The organism is Falsiroseomonas sp. E2-1-a20 (assembly GCF_051433195.1).
In the GTDB taxonomy this organism is placed as follows: domain Bacteria; phylum Pseudomonadota; class Alphaproteobacteria; order Acetobacterales; family Acetobacteraceae; genus Falsiroseomonas.
This window is the reverse complement of sequence record NZ_JBHMFT010000003.1, coordinates 48,377-61,397: the sequence shown is the minus strand read 5'-3', so window position 1 is coordinate 61,397 and position 13,021 is coordinate 48,377. Positions and strand designations below refer to the sequence as shown.

The 13,021-nt window shown below is 70.9% G+C and carries 14 protein-coding genes and 2 tRNA genes; 10 read left to right on the top strand and 6 right to left on the bottom strand.

Translation table 11 applies throughout. The features are described 5' to 3' along the window. Nucleotides 1–98: 98 nt before the first annotated feature. The 4 genes from ACFHPP_RS04915 (at nt 99) to ACFHPP_RS04900 (ending at nt 3,713) form a co-directional block, all read left to right on the top strand. Nucleotides 99–1,106 carry a Bug family tripartite tricarboxylate transporter substrate binding protein gene (locus ACFHPP_RS04915; RefSeq protein WP_437162147.1) on the top strand — a complete coding sequence of 336 codons (1,008 nt, stop codon included), beginning with the start codon at nt 99–101 and terminating at the stop codon, nt 1,104–1,106. Between the two features lie 24 nt (nt 1,107–1,130). After that, complete coding sequence (locus ACFHPP_RS04910; RefSeq protein ID WP_437162146.1) at nt 1,131–1,592, top strand: hypothetical protein; 462 nt, start codon at nt 1,131–1,133, stop codon at nt 1,590–1,592. 9 nt (nt 1,593–1,601) lie between these two features. Further along, the gene (locus tag ACFHPP_RS04905) at nt 1,602–3,119 is read left to right on the top strand and encodes a tripartite tricarboxylate transporter permease (protein WP_437162145.1); all 1,518 of its coding nucleotides are present in this window, start codon (nt 1,602–1,604) and stop codon (nt 3,117–3,119) included. An 81-nt stretch (nt 3,120–3,200) separates the two neighbouring features. Then, nucleotides 3,201–3,713 (top strand): hypothetical protein, encoded by a 513-nt coding sequence (locus ACFHPP_RS04900; RefSeq protein WP_437162144.1) that lies wholly within the window; start codon nt 3,201–3,203, stop codon nt 3,711–3,713. A gap of 9 nt (nt 3,714–3,722) precedes the next feature. Here the strand turns inward: ACFHPP_RS04900 and ACFHPP_RS04895 are convergent, their stop codons facing one another. The 3 genes from ACFHPP_RS04895 to ACFHPP_RS04885 form a co-directional block, all read right to left on the bottom strand. After that, nucleotides 3,723–4,175: a hypothetical protein gene (locus tag ACFHPP_RS04895; protein WP_437162143.1), complete on the bottom strand. Its 453-nt coding sequence runs from the start codon at nt 4,173–4,175 to the stop codon at nt 3,723–3,725. Nucleotides 4,176–4,352: 177 nt separating this feature from the next. Further along, nucleotides 4,353–4,429 (bottom strand) — tRNA-Arg (locus tag ACFHPP_RS04890). 10 nt (nt 4,430–4,439) lie between these two features. Then, a complete protein-coding gene (locus ACFHPP_RS04885) occupies nt 4,440–4,766 on the bottom strand; it encodes an ETC complex I subunit (protein WP_437162142.1) in 327 nt (108 codons plus the stop codon). A 157-nt stretch (nt 4,767–4,923) separates the two neighbouring features. On the opposite strand from ACFHPP_RS04885, the gene ACFHPP_RS04880 reads away from it, so the two are divergent. Together ACFHPP_RS04880 and sugE are read left to right on the top strand one after the other, a co-directional pair. Beyond that, on the top strand, nt 4,924–5,805 hold the full coding sequence (locus tag ACFHPP_RS04880) for a hypothetical protein (protein WP_437162141.1): 882 nt from the start codon (nt 4,924–4,926) through the stop codon (nt 5,803–5,805). Between the two features lie 36 nt (nt 5,806–5,841). Beyond that, nucleotides 5,842–6,156 (top strand): quaternary ammonium compound efflux SMR transporter SugE, encoded by a 315-nt coding sequence (gene sugE / locus ACFHPP_RS04875; protein ID WP_430671321.1) that lies wholly within the window; start codon nt 5,842–5,844, stop codon nt 6,154–6,156. On the opposite strand, the gene ACFHPP_RS04870 is transcribed toward sugE, so the two are convergent. Continuing rightward, on the bottom strand, nt 6,140–7,306 hold the full coding sequence (locus ACFHPP_RS04870) for a glycosyltransferase (RefSeq protein ID WP_437162140.1): 1,167 nt from the start codon (nt 7,304–7,306) through the stop codon (nt 6,140–6,142). The two genes, sugE and ACFHPP_RS04870, sit on opposite strands and share 17 nt — an antisense overlap. Before the next feature lie 133 nt (nt 7,307–7,439). Here ACFHPP_RS04870 and ACFHPP_RS04865 point away from each other — a divergent pair, with 133 nt between their 5' ends. Beyond that, entirely contained in the window at nt 7,440–8,141 is a 702-nt protein-coding gene (locus ACFHPP_RS04865; protein WP_437162139.1) for an isochorismatase family protein, read from the top strand. Here ACFHPP_RS04865 and ACFHPP_RS04860 read toward each other — a convergent pair whose 3' ends face one another. Continuing rightward, nucleotides 8,142–9,131: a nitrile hydratase subunit alpha gene (locus ACFHPP_RS04860; RefSeq protein ID WP_437162138.1), complete on the bottom strand. Its 990-nt coding sequence runs from the start codon at nt 9,129–9,131 to the stop codon at nt 8,142–8,144. A gap of 116 nt (nt 9,132–9,247) precedes the next feature. On the opposite strand from ACFHPP_RS04860, the gene ACFHPP_RS04855 reads away from it, so the two are divergent. After that, nucleotides 9,248–10,246, top strand: a complete 999-nt coding sequence (locus tag ACFHPP_RS04855) for a Bug family tripartite tricarboxylate transporter substrate binding protein (protein ID WP_437162137.1) — start codon at nt 9,248–9,250, stop codon at nt 10,244–10,246. 8 nt (nt 10,247–10,254) lie between these two features. Here ACFHPP_RS04855 and ACFHPP_RS04850 read toward each other — a convergent pair. After that, nucleotides 10,255–10,328 (bottom strand) — tRNA-Pro (locus ACFHPP_RS04850). A gap of 104 nt (nt 10,329–10,432) precedes the next feature. Between ACFHPP_RS04850 and ACFHPP_RS04845 the strand changes: the two genes are divergently transcribed. Further along, a complete protein-coding gene (locus ACFHPP_RS04845; protein ID WP_437162136.1) occupies nt 10,433–11,977 on the top strand; it encodes a sulfatase in 1,545 nt (514 codons plus the stop codon). A 56-nt stretch (nt 11,978–12,033) separates the two neighbouring features. After that, entirely contained in the window at nt 12,034–13,011 is a 978-nt protein-coding gene (locus ACFHPP_RS04840) for a Bug family tripartite tricarboxylate transporter substrate binding protein (RefSeq protein WP_437162135.1), read from the top strand. Nucleotides 13,012–13,021 lie beyond the last annotated feature (10 nt).

Here is a 13,021-nt window from a genome sequence, read left to right as displayed (position 1 = left end):
CCTTCGCCGTTGACTGTCTGCAATAGCGTGTCTAACTGGTCCGACGAAATGCAGGAAACGCCCCCATCGAGGGGCGCCGCAAAGGGAGAGGTCGGGCCATGAACGACATCATCAAGGCGATTCCACGCCGGCAGGCGCTGCTGCTGGCCACCGGTGGCCTGCTGGCCGCGCCCGGCATCGCACGCGCGCAAAGCTTCCCGGAACGGCCGATCACGCTGCTCGTGCCCTTCGCCACCGGCGGCTACAACGACCGCCTGGCGCGCGCCATGGCGCCCTTCCTGCAAAAGCATATCGGCCAGCCGGTGACGGTGATGAACCGCCCGGGCGGCGGCACGGTGCTGGGCAACACCTTCTACATGCAGCAGCCGGATGACGGCTACATGGTGATGGTGCACTCCGCCGGCCCCTACATCCCGCTGTCGATCGTGACGCGCAACGCGCGCTACAAGGCCGACGACTTCCACATGATCAACCTGCCCTCGCGCGACCTGACCCTGGCGGCCTGCGCGACCTCCAAGGGCATCAACTCGATCGATGAGGCCGTGGCCAGCCTGAAGCGCGACCCGCGCAGCCTGTCCATCGGCGTGCAGCCGGCCTCGGCCGACCTCATCAACATGGCGCTGTTCCTGCAGGCGCATGGCATCGACCGGTCGCGCGTCCGCGTCGTCACCTATGATGGCGGCGGCCCGGCCCGCACCGCGACCGCCGGCGGCCATGTCGATATCGGCTTCGTCGGCGGCGAGGGCTTCCTGCCGATCAAGGACCGCATCCGCCCGCTGCTGCTGTTCAGCGACGAGAAGTCGACCGACTACCCGGATGCGACGCTGCTGACCGACCACGCGAAGGCCGCGGGCTTCCAGCCGCAATCCGTCGATGGCTCGCAGCGCGGCTTCGTCGTGCTGAAGCGCTTCGTGGAAGCGCAGCCCGATCGCTACCGCATCCTGCTGCGCGCCATCGAGGCCGCGACCAAGGACCCGGAATGCGTCGCCACGCTGAGTAACCAGCAGCTGGCCACCACCTGGTACGGCCCCGAAGCCTCGAACCGCGCCTACCTCGCCAGCGCGGCGCTGATGGAACGCTATGCCGACCTGCTGAAGCAGGCCTGACGCGACCAGGGAGGGGCGACGCGCATGCCAACAGTCCGGCGCCGCGTCGCCTGGGCGCCGCTGATCCTCGTCACCGCGCTGGCGGGGATCGCGGTCGCCTATCTGCTGAATGCGCGCGGCGTGTCGCTCAGCCCGCAGAACCTGCTGCTGCTGCAACCGACCGCCTGGCTGGTGCTGGTTCTTTGGGCGGTGATGGCCTGGGGTTTCCTGCGCGAACCGGTCGTCGCGGAAGGTGAGGCCCCCGGCGAGAGCTGGGCGGATTTCGGCCGGGTCGTCGCCATGGTGGCCGCCTTCGGCATCTTCATCCTGAGCCTGGAGACCGCCGGCTACGACATCGCCATCTGGGCCTTCGCCCTGGTGGCACTGTGGATCGGTGGCGAACGCAACTGGATCGCCCTGGCTGCTTTCCCGCCGGTCTTCGCGCTGGCCGTGGTGCTCGGCTTCCGCCTGCTGGTGCCCTACCCCTTCCCGACCACGCTGCTGTAGGGCCGCCGGATGATCGACTTCCCCGCCTTCGGCTCCGCGGTTTCCATGCTGGCCGGTTCGCCGGAGGCCTGGATCTGGGTGGTGCCGGGCCTGCTGATCGGCCTGGTGTTCGGCGCGCTGCCCGGCATCTCCGTCTCCATGGCGATGGCGCTGGTCCTGCCGGCGACGCTGTACATGGACTTCCTGCCGGCGATCATCTTCCTGACCTCGGTCTATACCGGGGCCGGCTTCGGCGGCTCGATCCCCGCCATCCTGATCAACATCCCCGGCACCTCCTCCGCCGTCGCGACCACCTTCGACGGCTACCCGATGGCGAGGAAAGGGCTGCACAACGAGGCGCTGGGCGCCGCCCTGGTGTCCTCCTGCATCGGCGTGCTGATTTCCTACATCATCCTGTTCGTGCTGGTGCAGCCGCTGGCCGAACTCGTGCTGCGGATCGGGCCGTACGAGATGGCGGCGATCGGCATCTGGGGCCTGGTGCTGCTGGGCTCGATCGGCGGGTCCTCCGTCACCAAGGGGCTGTTCGCCGCGGCCATCGGCGTGCTGTGCGGCACGGTCGGCATGAACACCGCCGGCTACATGCGCGGCGACATGGGCATCCCCTGGCTGCTGGATGGCGTGCCGACCATCCCGGCCATGGTCGGGCTGCTGGCGGCGAGCCAGTTGTTTGCCCTGGTGAACGCCAGGTTCATCGTCGAGGCGAAGGAGAACCGCACCATCAGCCTGCGCCGCATCATCGCCGGTGGCGGGCTGGTGCTCGGCAGCCCGGGCACGCTGCTGCGGGGCAGCGCCATCGGCGTTTTCGTCGGCGCCGTACCCGGCGTCGGCTCCTCCATCGCCAACCTGATCTCCTATGGCGAGACGCGGCGTGCCTCGCCCGATCCGGAAAGCTACGGCACCGGCAACCCGCGCGGCGTCATCGCGGCGGAATCAGCCAACAGCAGCTCCGAAGGCGGGTCGATGGCGACCATGCTGGCGCTCGGCATTCCGGGCGGCGGCGCCACGGCGATCCTGCTGGCGGCCTTCGCCATGCACAACGTCATCGGCGGCCCGCGCTTCATGGAGCAGAACCGGGACATCGTCTACGCTATCATCCTGTCCAACTTCGCGCAGGCGCTGGTGCTGCTGGTGATCGGCGGCGCCTTCGTGTTCTTCGCCAGCACCGTGGTGCGGCTGCCGTTGCGCTACCTGATCCCCTCCGTGCTGGTGATGTCCACCATGGGCGCCTTCGCCATCGAGGGCTCGATCGCCGGGCCGCTGACGCTGTTCGCCTTCGCCGTGCTCGGCTGGCTGATGTCGCGCTACGGCTTCCCGGTGGCCGCCATCGTCGTCGGCCTGCTGCTCGGCAAGCTGATCGAGACGGAGATGCTGCGGGCCTGGCAGCTGGCCGGCGGTGACCCGACCTATGTCTTCGAACACCCGGTGGCGGTCGGCATCATCGTGCTGATGCTGGTCTCGCTGGGGCTATCCGTGCGTCGCGACATGCGCCGGCGGCGGGCGCTGCGGGCGCAGGCCATCGCGGCCTGATGCGTTGACACCCGGGGCGCGCGGACGAAGATGACGCCAAAGGGGCGGCCATTGCCGCTTGTCCAGGAGGAGGTCGCGACCATGGCTCTGACGCTCGAGGATTTCACCGCGAAGTGCCGCGCCGCCCTGGCCGCCGATGACGGACCGTCCGGGCGGCAGGAGGTCTGCGAGCTGGTGCGGGAAGCGCTGCACGACCGCGACTTCGTCGCCGCCACCATCCCCGAAGGCACGCCGGAGCGGCATGTGCTGTTCGAGGACCCGACGCTCGGCTTCACCGTCCTCGCGCACGCCTACACCGGCGCCAAGACCAGCGGCCCGCATGATCACGGCCCGTCCTGGGCGATCTACGGCCAGGCGGCCGGCGAGACGGTGATGAGCGACTTCGAGTGCCTGTCGCGCCCCGATGCGAGCAAGCCTGGCGAGGCGCGCCGGCTGCGCGACTACACGCTGAAGCCCGGCGACGCCTATCTGTATGAGCCAGGCGCCGTGCATGCCCCCCGCCGCGACGGCCCGACCCGGCTGCTGCGGATCGAGGGGATGAACATGGACCGGGTGAAGCGCCTGCCCTACCGGGAAGTCGCGGCGGCGGGCTGAAGCCGCGCGCTACGAACCCGCTTCCGTCTCACGGGACGTGCCGACGGCCGCGAGACGCGGCGTCGGCGCGTCATCCTCCTCCGGGTTGGCCAGAAGCTGCAGCGTCTGGCCCGCCAGCGCCGCGGCAACGACGGCGGCTGCCAGGAAAAGGGCGATCCCCGGCACATGCCAGGGCGGCACCAGCGCCTCGCCATTGGGCCCGACATACCACCAGATGGACAGGCCTCGTGCCAGGAGGGCGGCACACAGTCCGGGCACCAGCCCGAACAGCAGCGCAGCCACCAGCACACCCAGCAACAGCAGGTCGCGGCCCGCCCCGAGCGGGTCGGACGTCGCCAACACCCGCACCGCGAAGGCGGCCAGCACGATCAGGGCGGCCAGCGCGATGCGGACGAGCCATGGGCGCCTGCGTTGCGCGCCGTGCCAGCTCAGCGCCGCCGCGAGGGGCCATGACAGGGTCAAGCGACGGGCGCGGGGCTGGTCGGCAGCGCGGGGCTTCGTGACAGGGGCAATGCGGTGACGCCTCCGAATCCCGCGCGTGTTGCTGATGCGCGAAACTATTCTTGGTAGAAAGACCTACCGGAGACTCGCCTCGGCGGCAATGGCGCAAGACTGAAGCGGCCATGGACAGGATAGAATTGGCGCACCCGGAGGGATTCGAACCCCCGACCAACGGAGTAGAAATCCGATGCTCTATCCAGCTGAGCTACGGGTGCGGAACAGGGATCAGTGGGACCAGTTCTCGGTCCGGCCGAACTTGAAGTTGTCCGCATAGGCTTTCGGCTTGATGTCGGCCTTCACCAGCGGCGGCTGCGCGACCTCGTAGCGCCAGCCGCGGCTTTCGGCATAGGCGATGGCGGCCTCCGCGCTCGGGAAGCGCAGCGTCACCTGGCCCTGCGTGTCGCCGGAGCCGGACCAGCCGGTCAGCGGGTCCAGCCGCTTCGGTTCGCCCGGCGCGAATTCCAGCACCCAGGCGCCGGCGCCGGCGCGGCCGGATTGCATGGCGGATTTCGGCTGGCGGTGGATACGGGCGGTCTGGCTGTCGCGCGTCATGCCGGCGGTGATCCTCGGGTGGCCTGCTCGGATCGCTATAGCCTCGGCGGGCCTTGGTCGCCAACTGCCGCAGTTAACCGGGACGCAAGGCCGGGCCGGCAGACTGGCACCGCAGCAAAGGCAGGCCCCGCATGCGTGCATCCTCCGCGATCTCGCCGTGAACCACCTGAAGGCGCTGTACGACCTGCCGGACCTGCTGGTCTACGCCGTCTTCATGCTCGGCGCGGCCGGGCTCGCCGCGGCGGTCTGCCTGGGCGCCTGGCGCCTCTCGTCGGTGACGGCCACGAAGGACCAGCTCGACCTGGCGATGCGGACCAGCGCGGCGATGGTCTCGGCGCTGACCCTCACCCTCGCCTTCTGCGCCATCCAGGCGCGCAGCCAGACCAGCGAGGCCGGCCGCGTCGTGGCGATGGAGGTCGCCGCGATCAGCGGCCTCGCCCGGCTGGCGGACCGGCTCGGAGAACCCGGGCTCCGGCTGCGTGCCGACATCACCGCCTACCTCCATGCCGTCGTCCATGCCGAGTTCCCGGCGCTGGCCGAACGCGGCCGCGACACAGCGACCCAGCATGCGGCGGAGGCGCTGGAACACGCCGCCTACGCCGCCGCCACGCAGGCCGGCGATGCTCTGGGCCGGGACCTGATCCAGCAGGCCGATGGCGTGGACGAGGCGCGGGAGAACCGGCTGATGGCGGCCGAGGCCGGGCTGCCGGAGGCGTTCTGGCTGCTCATCCTGCTGCTGATGGCGCTGCTGGTCTCGACCGGGCCGCTGTATCCGCCGCGGCGCCATGTGGTGGCGATGCTGGCGATGCAGGCGGCCGGCGTCGGCGCGTTGATCGCCTTCATCTTCCTGATGGATCAGCCCTTCCGCGGCCACCTCTCGGTCAGCCCGGAGCCCTACAACGCCTTGCAGCGCAGCCTGGCCCATCGCGCCGCGGTCGCCGCCGCCGGGCGCAGCGGCCTGCTCGCGGCCACGCCGGCACCGCAGGATGTGAACCGGCAAGACGTGACAGGGCGCGTGCAGGACGCCAGCGCCCCCTGATGCTAGGACCCGCGCCGTTTGGCGGAGGTTGTCGGGATGGCGTGGATCTACCTGATCGGGGCGGGGCTGCTGGAGATCGGCTGGGCGATGGGGCTGAAGCAGACCCAGGGCTTCACCCGGCTGGTGCCCTCCGTCCTGACGGTCGCGGCCATGGCGGCCAGCTTCTGGCTTCTCGCCCTGGCGCTGAAGACGCTGCCGATCGGCACCGCCTATGCGATCTGGACCGGCATCGGCGCCGTCGGCACCGCGATCCTCGGCATCTGGCTGCTCGGCGAGCCGGCGACGGCGGGGCGGCTGGCCGGCATCGCGCTGATCGTCGGCGGGATCATCACGCTCAAGGTCGCGACGTGACACCCAGCAGCGCCGCGTAGTCCGGCGGCGGGAAGGCGAAGGGCGGCGGGCGGCGCAGTGCGGGATCGGCCTCGATCCGGCGCAGGGCCTCGGCCGCGGCCCCGGTATCGGCCTCCGCCCATTCGGCGCCGGCGACGGCATAGGTCGCCTGGCTGTCGGTGGCGGGCACCAGGCGATAGGGCACCGCGTGGGCGCCCGGCGCCTGCATGAAGTCCAGGTTGCCGGACCAGCCGGTGCCGACCACCGGCCGGCCAAGCGCCAGCGCTTCCGCCAGGGTGAAGCCGAAGCCCTCCGCCCGGTGCAGCGAGATCAACACGTCGCAGCACAGGATCAGCGCCGACATCTCGGCATCGGACAGGGTGCGGTCGAGCACACGGATGTTGGGGTGCCTGGCCGCCAGCGCCGCGACGTCCTGCCACGCCGCGCCGGCGCGCGCGGTGTTGTGCACCTTCAGCACCAGGATGCGGCGGGGGTCGTCGCCGAAGGCGGCATGGTGGGCCGCGATGCTGGCCGCCGGATTCTTGCGGGAGATGGAGGAGGCGGCGTCGAAGATCGCCAGGGTGACGAAAACGTCCTCCGGCAGCCCGAAATCGGCACGGGACCGAGGCGCGGCAGCCGCGGGTTCCACCGGATAGGGCACCACCCGCACCGTGGCGCCCCGCCCGCCGAAGGCCTCGGCCGTGAAGCGGGAGCCGGCCCAGATCTCGTGGCACGCCTTGAAGCCCCGGCGCCAATCGGCCGGCAGCACCGGCAATTCCCAGTTCCACACGCCGATGACGCGCTTGCCCGCCACCGCCTGCCGGCCGAGCACCGCCAGCGCCCAGGGCAGCATCGGCCCGTTCACATGCACCAGCAGCGTACCCGGTCCCGGCGGCACCTCGGCGGGCGGATGCGGCGGCCCCTGGCGCAGCGGTCCGGTGACATCCGCGGCGATCGGGTTCAGCCCCCTCGCCCGCAGCCCGGCCTCCAGCCGCCGCGTCCCGGCGCCGAGGCCGCTCATCGCGCTGTGATAGCCGGCCAGTACCAGCGGCCCCGCCCCATCCGGTGCCGGATGCGCGATGCGCGGCGCGCGGAGTGCCATCAGGCTGAACAGCGCCTCACGCCGCAGGTCGCGCGGCAGCAGGCTCCAGGCGCGATGGATCAGGCTCAAGCGGCGGTGTTCCGTGTCATGGCCGTCCGCCTAGCGTCTCGAAACCCGGGACGCCAGGGTGGGGCGCCGTCACAAGGCCCGGATTGACGGGCGCCGCTTCGAATCCGACCCTGGCCTGCCGAAGGAGGATGCCATGACCGAACCCCTCGAGAAGCTGGAGAAGTGGCGCGGCTTCGTGCCGGATGAGGAGCTGGAGACCTACCGCAAGGGCGGCTTCGCCCGCCGCATCGGCATCGGCCGCCGCCCGGCCCTGCTGAACATCGATACCACCTACATGTTCGTCGACCCCGCCTATTCCCAGTGCGGGCGGGAGGATCCGGCGCTGGTCGCGGCGCTGACGCGGCTGACGGCGCTGTTCCGGCGCCTCGGCCTGCCGATCTACTACAGCCGGCGCGACGACCGCACGCACCCCAGCTACCGCGGCATCTGGAACCTGAAGCTCGGGACCGCCGGGGATTTCCAGTACAGCCGCGACAAGCGGGCCGATGAATGGCCCGAGGCCTATGCCCCGCGCGAGGAGGATCGCGTGGTGATGAAGAACAAGCCCTCCTGCTTCTTCGCCACGCCGCTGGAGGCGTTTCTCCGGTACGACGAGGTGGATACGGTCATCATCTGCGGAGTCTCGACTTCCGGCTGCGTCAGGGCGGGCGCGATGGACGCCTTCTCGCACAATTTCCGCGTCGTGCTGGTCGAGGAAGCCTGCGGCGACCGCAGCCCGAGCGCGCATCGGGCGAACCTGTTCGACCTGGACATGAAGTTCGCCGATGTCGAAAGCCTGGACTATGTCGAGCGCGAATTGCAGGCGAAGTTCGGCCTGGCGCGCGCGGCGGAGTGATCAGGGGCTTCGCGCGAGGGTGACGCCGATCATCGAATCGCGCGTCACCAAATTCGCAAGGCGGGATGCGTCCCAGCCTTCGGTGCCGGCGGGCCGCGCCGGCACCACCAGATAGCGCAGCTCCGCATTGCTGTCGTGCACGCGCAGTTCCGTGCCCGGCGGCAGGGTGGTGCCGAATTCGGCCAGGATGCCGCGCGGGTCGCGCACGGCGCGGGCGCGGTAGGCGCGGCTTTTGTACCAGGCCGGCGGGCGGCCGAGGATGCTGCGCGGGTAGCAGGAACACAGCGTGCAGACCACCAGGTGATGCCGCGCCGGTGTGTTGAACAGCGCCGCAAGCTTCGTCCCCGCCGCATCCAGGCCCAGCTCCGCGGCGGCGGCCACCGCATCCTCCGCCAGCCGCGCGGCGAAATCCGCGTCGGTCCAGGCGCGCGTCACCAGGGCCGCGCCGTTGTGCGGTCCGCGCGCATCCATGCGCTCGATCTCGGCGCGAATCTCCGCCGCCGTCAGCACGCCCTTCGCCAGCAGCAGGTTGCGCACGGCGACGCCGCGCAGGCGCAGCGGCGACAGGGTGTCCTCGGTCGCATCATGGTCGGCCTGGTAGGGATGGTCGTCATGGTCATGGTCGTGGTCATGGTGATGCGCGCCGGCCGGCTCGCCCTCGACCCGGTCGAGACCCTCCGTGCGCAGCCGCGCTTCCTCCGCCAGCAGCGTGGCCTCCGGCAGCAGCCCCTTCTCGACCACCAGGCTGGAGAAGGCGAGGATCCAGCGTTCGTAGTAGGGCATCGCCCAGTAGGTCGCGGCATCCAGCTGTTCCTGCACGCGGCGGCTTTCATCCGTGGTGAACAGGCGGCGCCTGCCGTCCGACAGCAGCATGCGGATCGCATCGGCCTCCTTCTCCCAATGCGCCGCGTCATGTTCCTCGCGCTGCACCGGGCCATCGAAGCGGCCGCCGGCATCGTGCGGCGGATGAGCGTGCGGCAGGTCGGTCATGGCGGCGTGTCCCTCGCGGTGCCCGGCCAAGGCTAGCCGTCGATGCGTGGCCCCGGAAGCCTCGACAGGCCCGGCCGGCTGCGCAAAGCTTTGCGCAACACAGGGAGCAAAACGGCATGACGAACTTTTCCGCCGCCTTCGGGCGCCGCATCCTGCTGGGCGCCGCCGCGGCATCCCTCGCCGCCCCAGCGCTGGCCCAGGCGCCGTGGCCCTCGCGCGACGTGCGCCTGATCGTGCCCTTCCCGCCCGGCGGCACCACGGATGTGGTGGCGCGGCTGGTGGCGCTGGCGATGCGGGACCGGCTCGGCCGGCCGGTGGTGGTGGAGAACCAGCCCGGCGCCGGCAGCACCACCGCCGCCGGCCGCTTCGCGCGGGAGCCGGATGACCACGCGCTGTTCCTGTCGCAGATCGCCTCCCACGCCATCGGCCCTGCGCTGTACCCGACGCTGCCCTACGACCCCGAGGCGGATTTCCGCGCCGTGACGCTGCTGGTGACGGTGCCCAACGTCTGGGTCGCCAATCCGCGCAACGTGCCGGATGGTGATGTGCGCGCGCTGCTGCGCGACGCCCGCGCGCGCCCGGGCATCCGCACCTTCGCCTCCGCCGGCAACGGCACCTCCACCCACCTGACCGGGGAGCTGATCGCGCAGTTGGCCCGCGCGCCGATGCAGCACGTGCCCTATCGCGGCGCCGGCCCGGGCATGGTCGCGGTGATGGGCGGGGAGGTCGACACCTTCATCGACAACCTGCCGACGGCGCTGCCGCAGATCCGCGCCGGCACGGTGAAGGCCCTGGCCGTGACCTCCCCCGCCCGGCTGCCGGACCTGCCCGATGTGCCCGCGATGTCCGAACTCGGCGCCGAATTCGGCATGGCGGGCTTCGCGGCGGAGGCCTGGTTCGGCCTGCACGCGCATCGCACCGCCCCCGATGCGGTGGTGGCGCGGATGGCGGAGGCGGCGCGCGCGGCGCTGGCCGACACAGCGGTGCAGGCGCAGCTGGCGGAACGCGGGACCCAGCCGAAAGGCGGACCCTCGGCGGAATACGCGGCGCTGGTGACGGCGGAGCGGGTGCGCTGGCGCGACGTGGTGCGGGACGGCAACATCCGCGTGCAGTAAAGTCAGGATCGGGGTGCCCGGAATCGAACCGAGGACCTCCTGTACCCAAAACAGGCGCGCTACCAGGCTGCGCCACACCCCGTGGACCGCGTGATTAGCCGAAGCCGCAGGGCAAGGCCAGCCGGATGACCGATCGGACCGCATCACCTGCGGTCGAGCGGCCCGGCCGAGGGAGCGAAAAGAGCCATGCGGGTGATCTACATCCTGTTCGACAGCCTGAACCGCCATGCGCTGGGCTGCTATGGCGGGCAGGCGGTCCCGACGCCGCAGTTCGACCGGCTGGCCGCGCGCAGCGTCAGCTTCGGCACCCACTACGTAGGCAGCATGCCCTGCATGCCGGCGCGGCGGGACCTGATGACCGGCCGCCTGAACTTCCTGCACCGCGCCTGGGGGCCGCTGGAGCCCTTCGACAACGCCTTCCCCGAGATCCTCCGCGCCGAACGCGGCACCCACAGCCACCTGGTCACAGACCACTACCACTACTTCGAGGATGGCGGCGTCGGCTTCCACGGCCGCTATTCGTCCTGGGAGTTCTTCCGGGGCCAGGAGAAGGACAAGTGGAAGGGCGTCGTCGCCCCGCCGATGGAGCGCTGGCGCGGGACCTACCACCCGACGCAGTTCGATGGCCGCACCGACCAGAACGCCAACATGCCCTACTACGTCTCGCGCGAGCGGATGACGGAGGAAGCCGCGTTTCCGATCGCGCTCTGCACCGAGGCTGCGCTGGACTTCCTCGAGACCAACAAGGCGGCTGACAACTGGCTGTTGCAGCTCGAGTGCTTCGACCCGCACGAGCCGTTCTTCGCCGCGGCGCGGTTCCGTGAGGGGCTGCCCACCAACTACCGCGGCCCGGTGCTGGATTGGCCGCGCTACGGCCAGCCCGGCTACGCGCCGGAGGAGGAGGCGGAGCTGCGCGCCAACTACCTGGCCCTGGTCGCCATGTGCGACGACTACCTCGGCCGCGTGCTGGACTGGATGGACGCCAACGAGGCCTGGTCGGACACCGCGCTGGTGGTCTCGACCGACCACGGCCTGCTGCTCGGCGAGCATGAATACTGGGGCAAGAACCGCCCGCCCTTCTTCGACGAGGTCGCGCGGATCCCGCTGTTCATCCACCACCCGGACCACGCGGCGCAGGCCGGGTCGCGGCGGATGGCGCTGACCCAGACCATGGACCTGATGCCGACCATCCTCGACATCTTCGGCGCCACGACGCCGCCGGAAGTGCTGGGCCGGTCCCTGATGCCGCTGCTCGCGCAGGATGCGCCGCTGCGGCCGGGGGTGCTGTTCGGCCAGTTCGGCGGCGCGGTGAACGTGACCGACGGGCGCTTCGTCTACATGCGCCACCCGGAGGGCGCGCAGTCGGCGGTGCCGCTGCACCACTACACGCTGATGCCCGTGCACATGCGCAGCTTCTTCGAGGCGCGGGAGATCCAGGGCGCGACGCTCGCCGGCCCCTTCGGCTTCACCAAGGGCATGCCGGTGCTCAAGCTGCCCCTGGTGGCCGATGCCGCCGCCAACATGATCCACCGCTACCCGCTGCTGGACCCGCACACGGCGCTGTACGACCTGCACGCCGACCCGGCGCAGGCCGCGCCCGTCGATGCGCCGGCGGAGGCCGCGCGCATGGCCGCGTTGCTCACCGCCCTGATGGCGGAGCACGAGGCGCCGCCGGAAGCCTTCGCGCGCCTGGGCCTTCCGGCGCCGCGTTCCAGGGCGGCGGCTGATTGACCAGCCGAGGCCGCCGCCGCCATGCTGGCGGAAAGCCCCCGGAGGAAACCGAAACCATGATCAACCGCCGCACCCTGACGGGCGGCCTCGCCGCGCTGCCCCTCCTCCGCGCCCGCGGCGCCGGCGCGCAGGCGCGCTATCCGGATCGCCCGGTCCGGATGATCGTGGGATTTCCCGCCGGCGGCGGCGTGGACCTGACGGCACGGCCCCTGGCGCAGAAGCTGTCGGAGCGCTTCGGGCAGCAATTCGTGGTCGACAATCGCGGCGGGGCCGGTGGCAACATCGGCATGGACCTGGTCGCCAAGGCGCCGGCCGATGGCTACACGCTGCTGGTCGGCAATGTCGGCATGCTGGCCATCAACCCGGCGCTGTACAGCAACCTGACCTTCGACACCCTGACCGACTTCGCCCCGATCGCGCAGATCGTCGCCGTGCCGCTTGCCGTCGCCGTGCCGGCGGACCTGCCGGTGCGCAACCTGGCGGAGTTCATCGCCATGGCCAAGGCGCGGCCTGGCGCGCTGAACATGGGCTCCGGCGGCAATGGCGGCATCCCGCATCTGGCGTTCGAACTGCTGAAGCGCCGTGCCGGGATCGACGTCGTGCACGTACCCTACCGCGGCAGCGCGCCGGCGTTGCAGGACCTGCTGGGCGGCCGTCTCCAGTTGATGATCGACGGCTACAACCTGATGCGCGCGGCCGCCGAATCCGGCCGCATCCGCATCATCGCGACGACGGGGCGGGAGAGGCTGCCGGCGCTGCCGGACGTGCCGACGGTGCAGGAAAGCGGCGTGGAGGGGTTCGAGGCGGTGGGCTGGCAGGGCATCCTCGCCCCGGCCGCCACGCCCGCCCCGATCCTGGCGCAGCTTGAGGAAGCCATCGGCTGGGCGCTGCGCGACACCGACCTGCTGCGCACCTACCTGGCGCAGGGCCAGCTTCCGATCTTCCAGGGCCGTGAGGCCTTCACCCAGACCGTGCGGCGCGAGCGCGAGCAATGGACGCGGGTGGTGCGGGAGGCGAACGTCTCCCTGGATTGAGGCCGGGTCG

Bases quoted from the DNA above. Each gene is read 5' to 3' on its own strand.
- ACFHPP_RS04860 (WP_437162138.1), bottom strand. From the start codon at position 9,131: ATGACCGACCTGCCGCACGCTCATCCGCCGCACGATGCCGGCGGCCGC.
- ACFHPP_RS04915 (WP_437162147.1), top strand. From the start codon at position 99: ATGAACGACATCATCAAGGCGATTCCACGCCGGCAGGCGCTGCTGCTG.
- ACFHPP_RS04840 (WP_437162135.1), top strand. From the start codon at position 12,034: ATGATCAACCGCCGCACCCTGACGGGCGGCCTCGCCGCGCTGCCCCTC.
- ACFHPP_RS04845 (WP_437162136.1), top strand. From the start codon at position 10,433: ATGCGGGTGATCTACATCCTGTTCGACAGCCTGAACCGCCATGCGCTG.
- ACFHPP_RS04885 (WP_437162142.1), bottom strand. From the start codon at position 4,766: ATGACGCGCGACAGCCAGACCGCCCGTATCCACCGCCAGCCGAAATCC.
- ACFHPP_RS04905 (WP_437162145.1), top strand. From the start codon at position 1,602: ATGATCGACTTCCCCGCCTTCGGCTCCGCGGTTTCCATGCTGGCCGGT.
- ACFHPP_RS04865 (WP_437162139.1), top strand. From the start codon at position 7,440: ATGACCGAACCCCTCGAGAAGCTGGAGAAGTGGCGCGGCTTCGTGCCG.
- ACFHPP_RS04855 (WP_437162137.1), top strand. From the start codon at position 9,248: ATGACGAACTTTTCCGCCGCCTTCGGGCGCCGCATCCTGCTGGGCGCC.
- ACFHPP_RS04900 (WP_437162144.1), top strand. From the start codon at position 3,201: ATGGCTCTGACGCTCGAGGATTTCACCGCGAAGTGCCGCGCCGCCCTG.
- ACFHPP_RS04910 (WP_437162146.1), top strand. From the start codon at position 1,131: ATGCCAACAGTCCGGCGCCGCGTCGCCTGGGCGCCGCTGATCCTCGTC.
- sugE (WP_430671321.1), top strand. From the start codon at position 5,842: ATGGCGTGGATCTACCTGATCGGGGCGGGGCTGCTGGAGATCGGCTGG.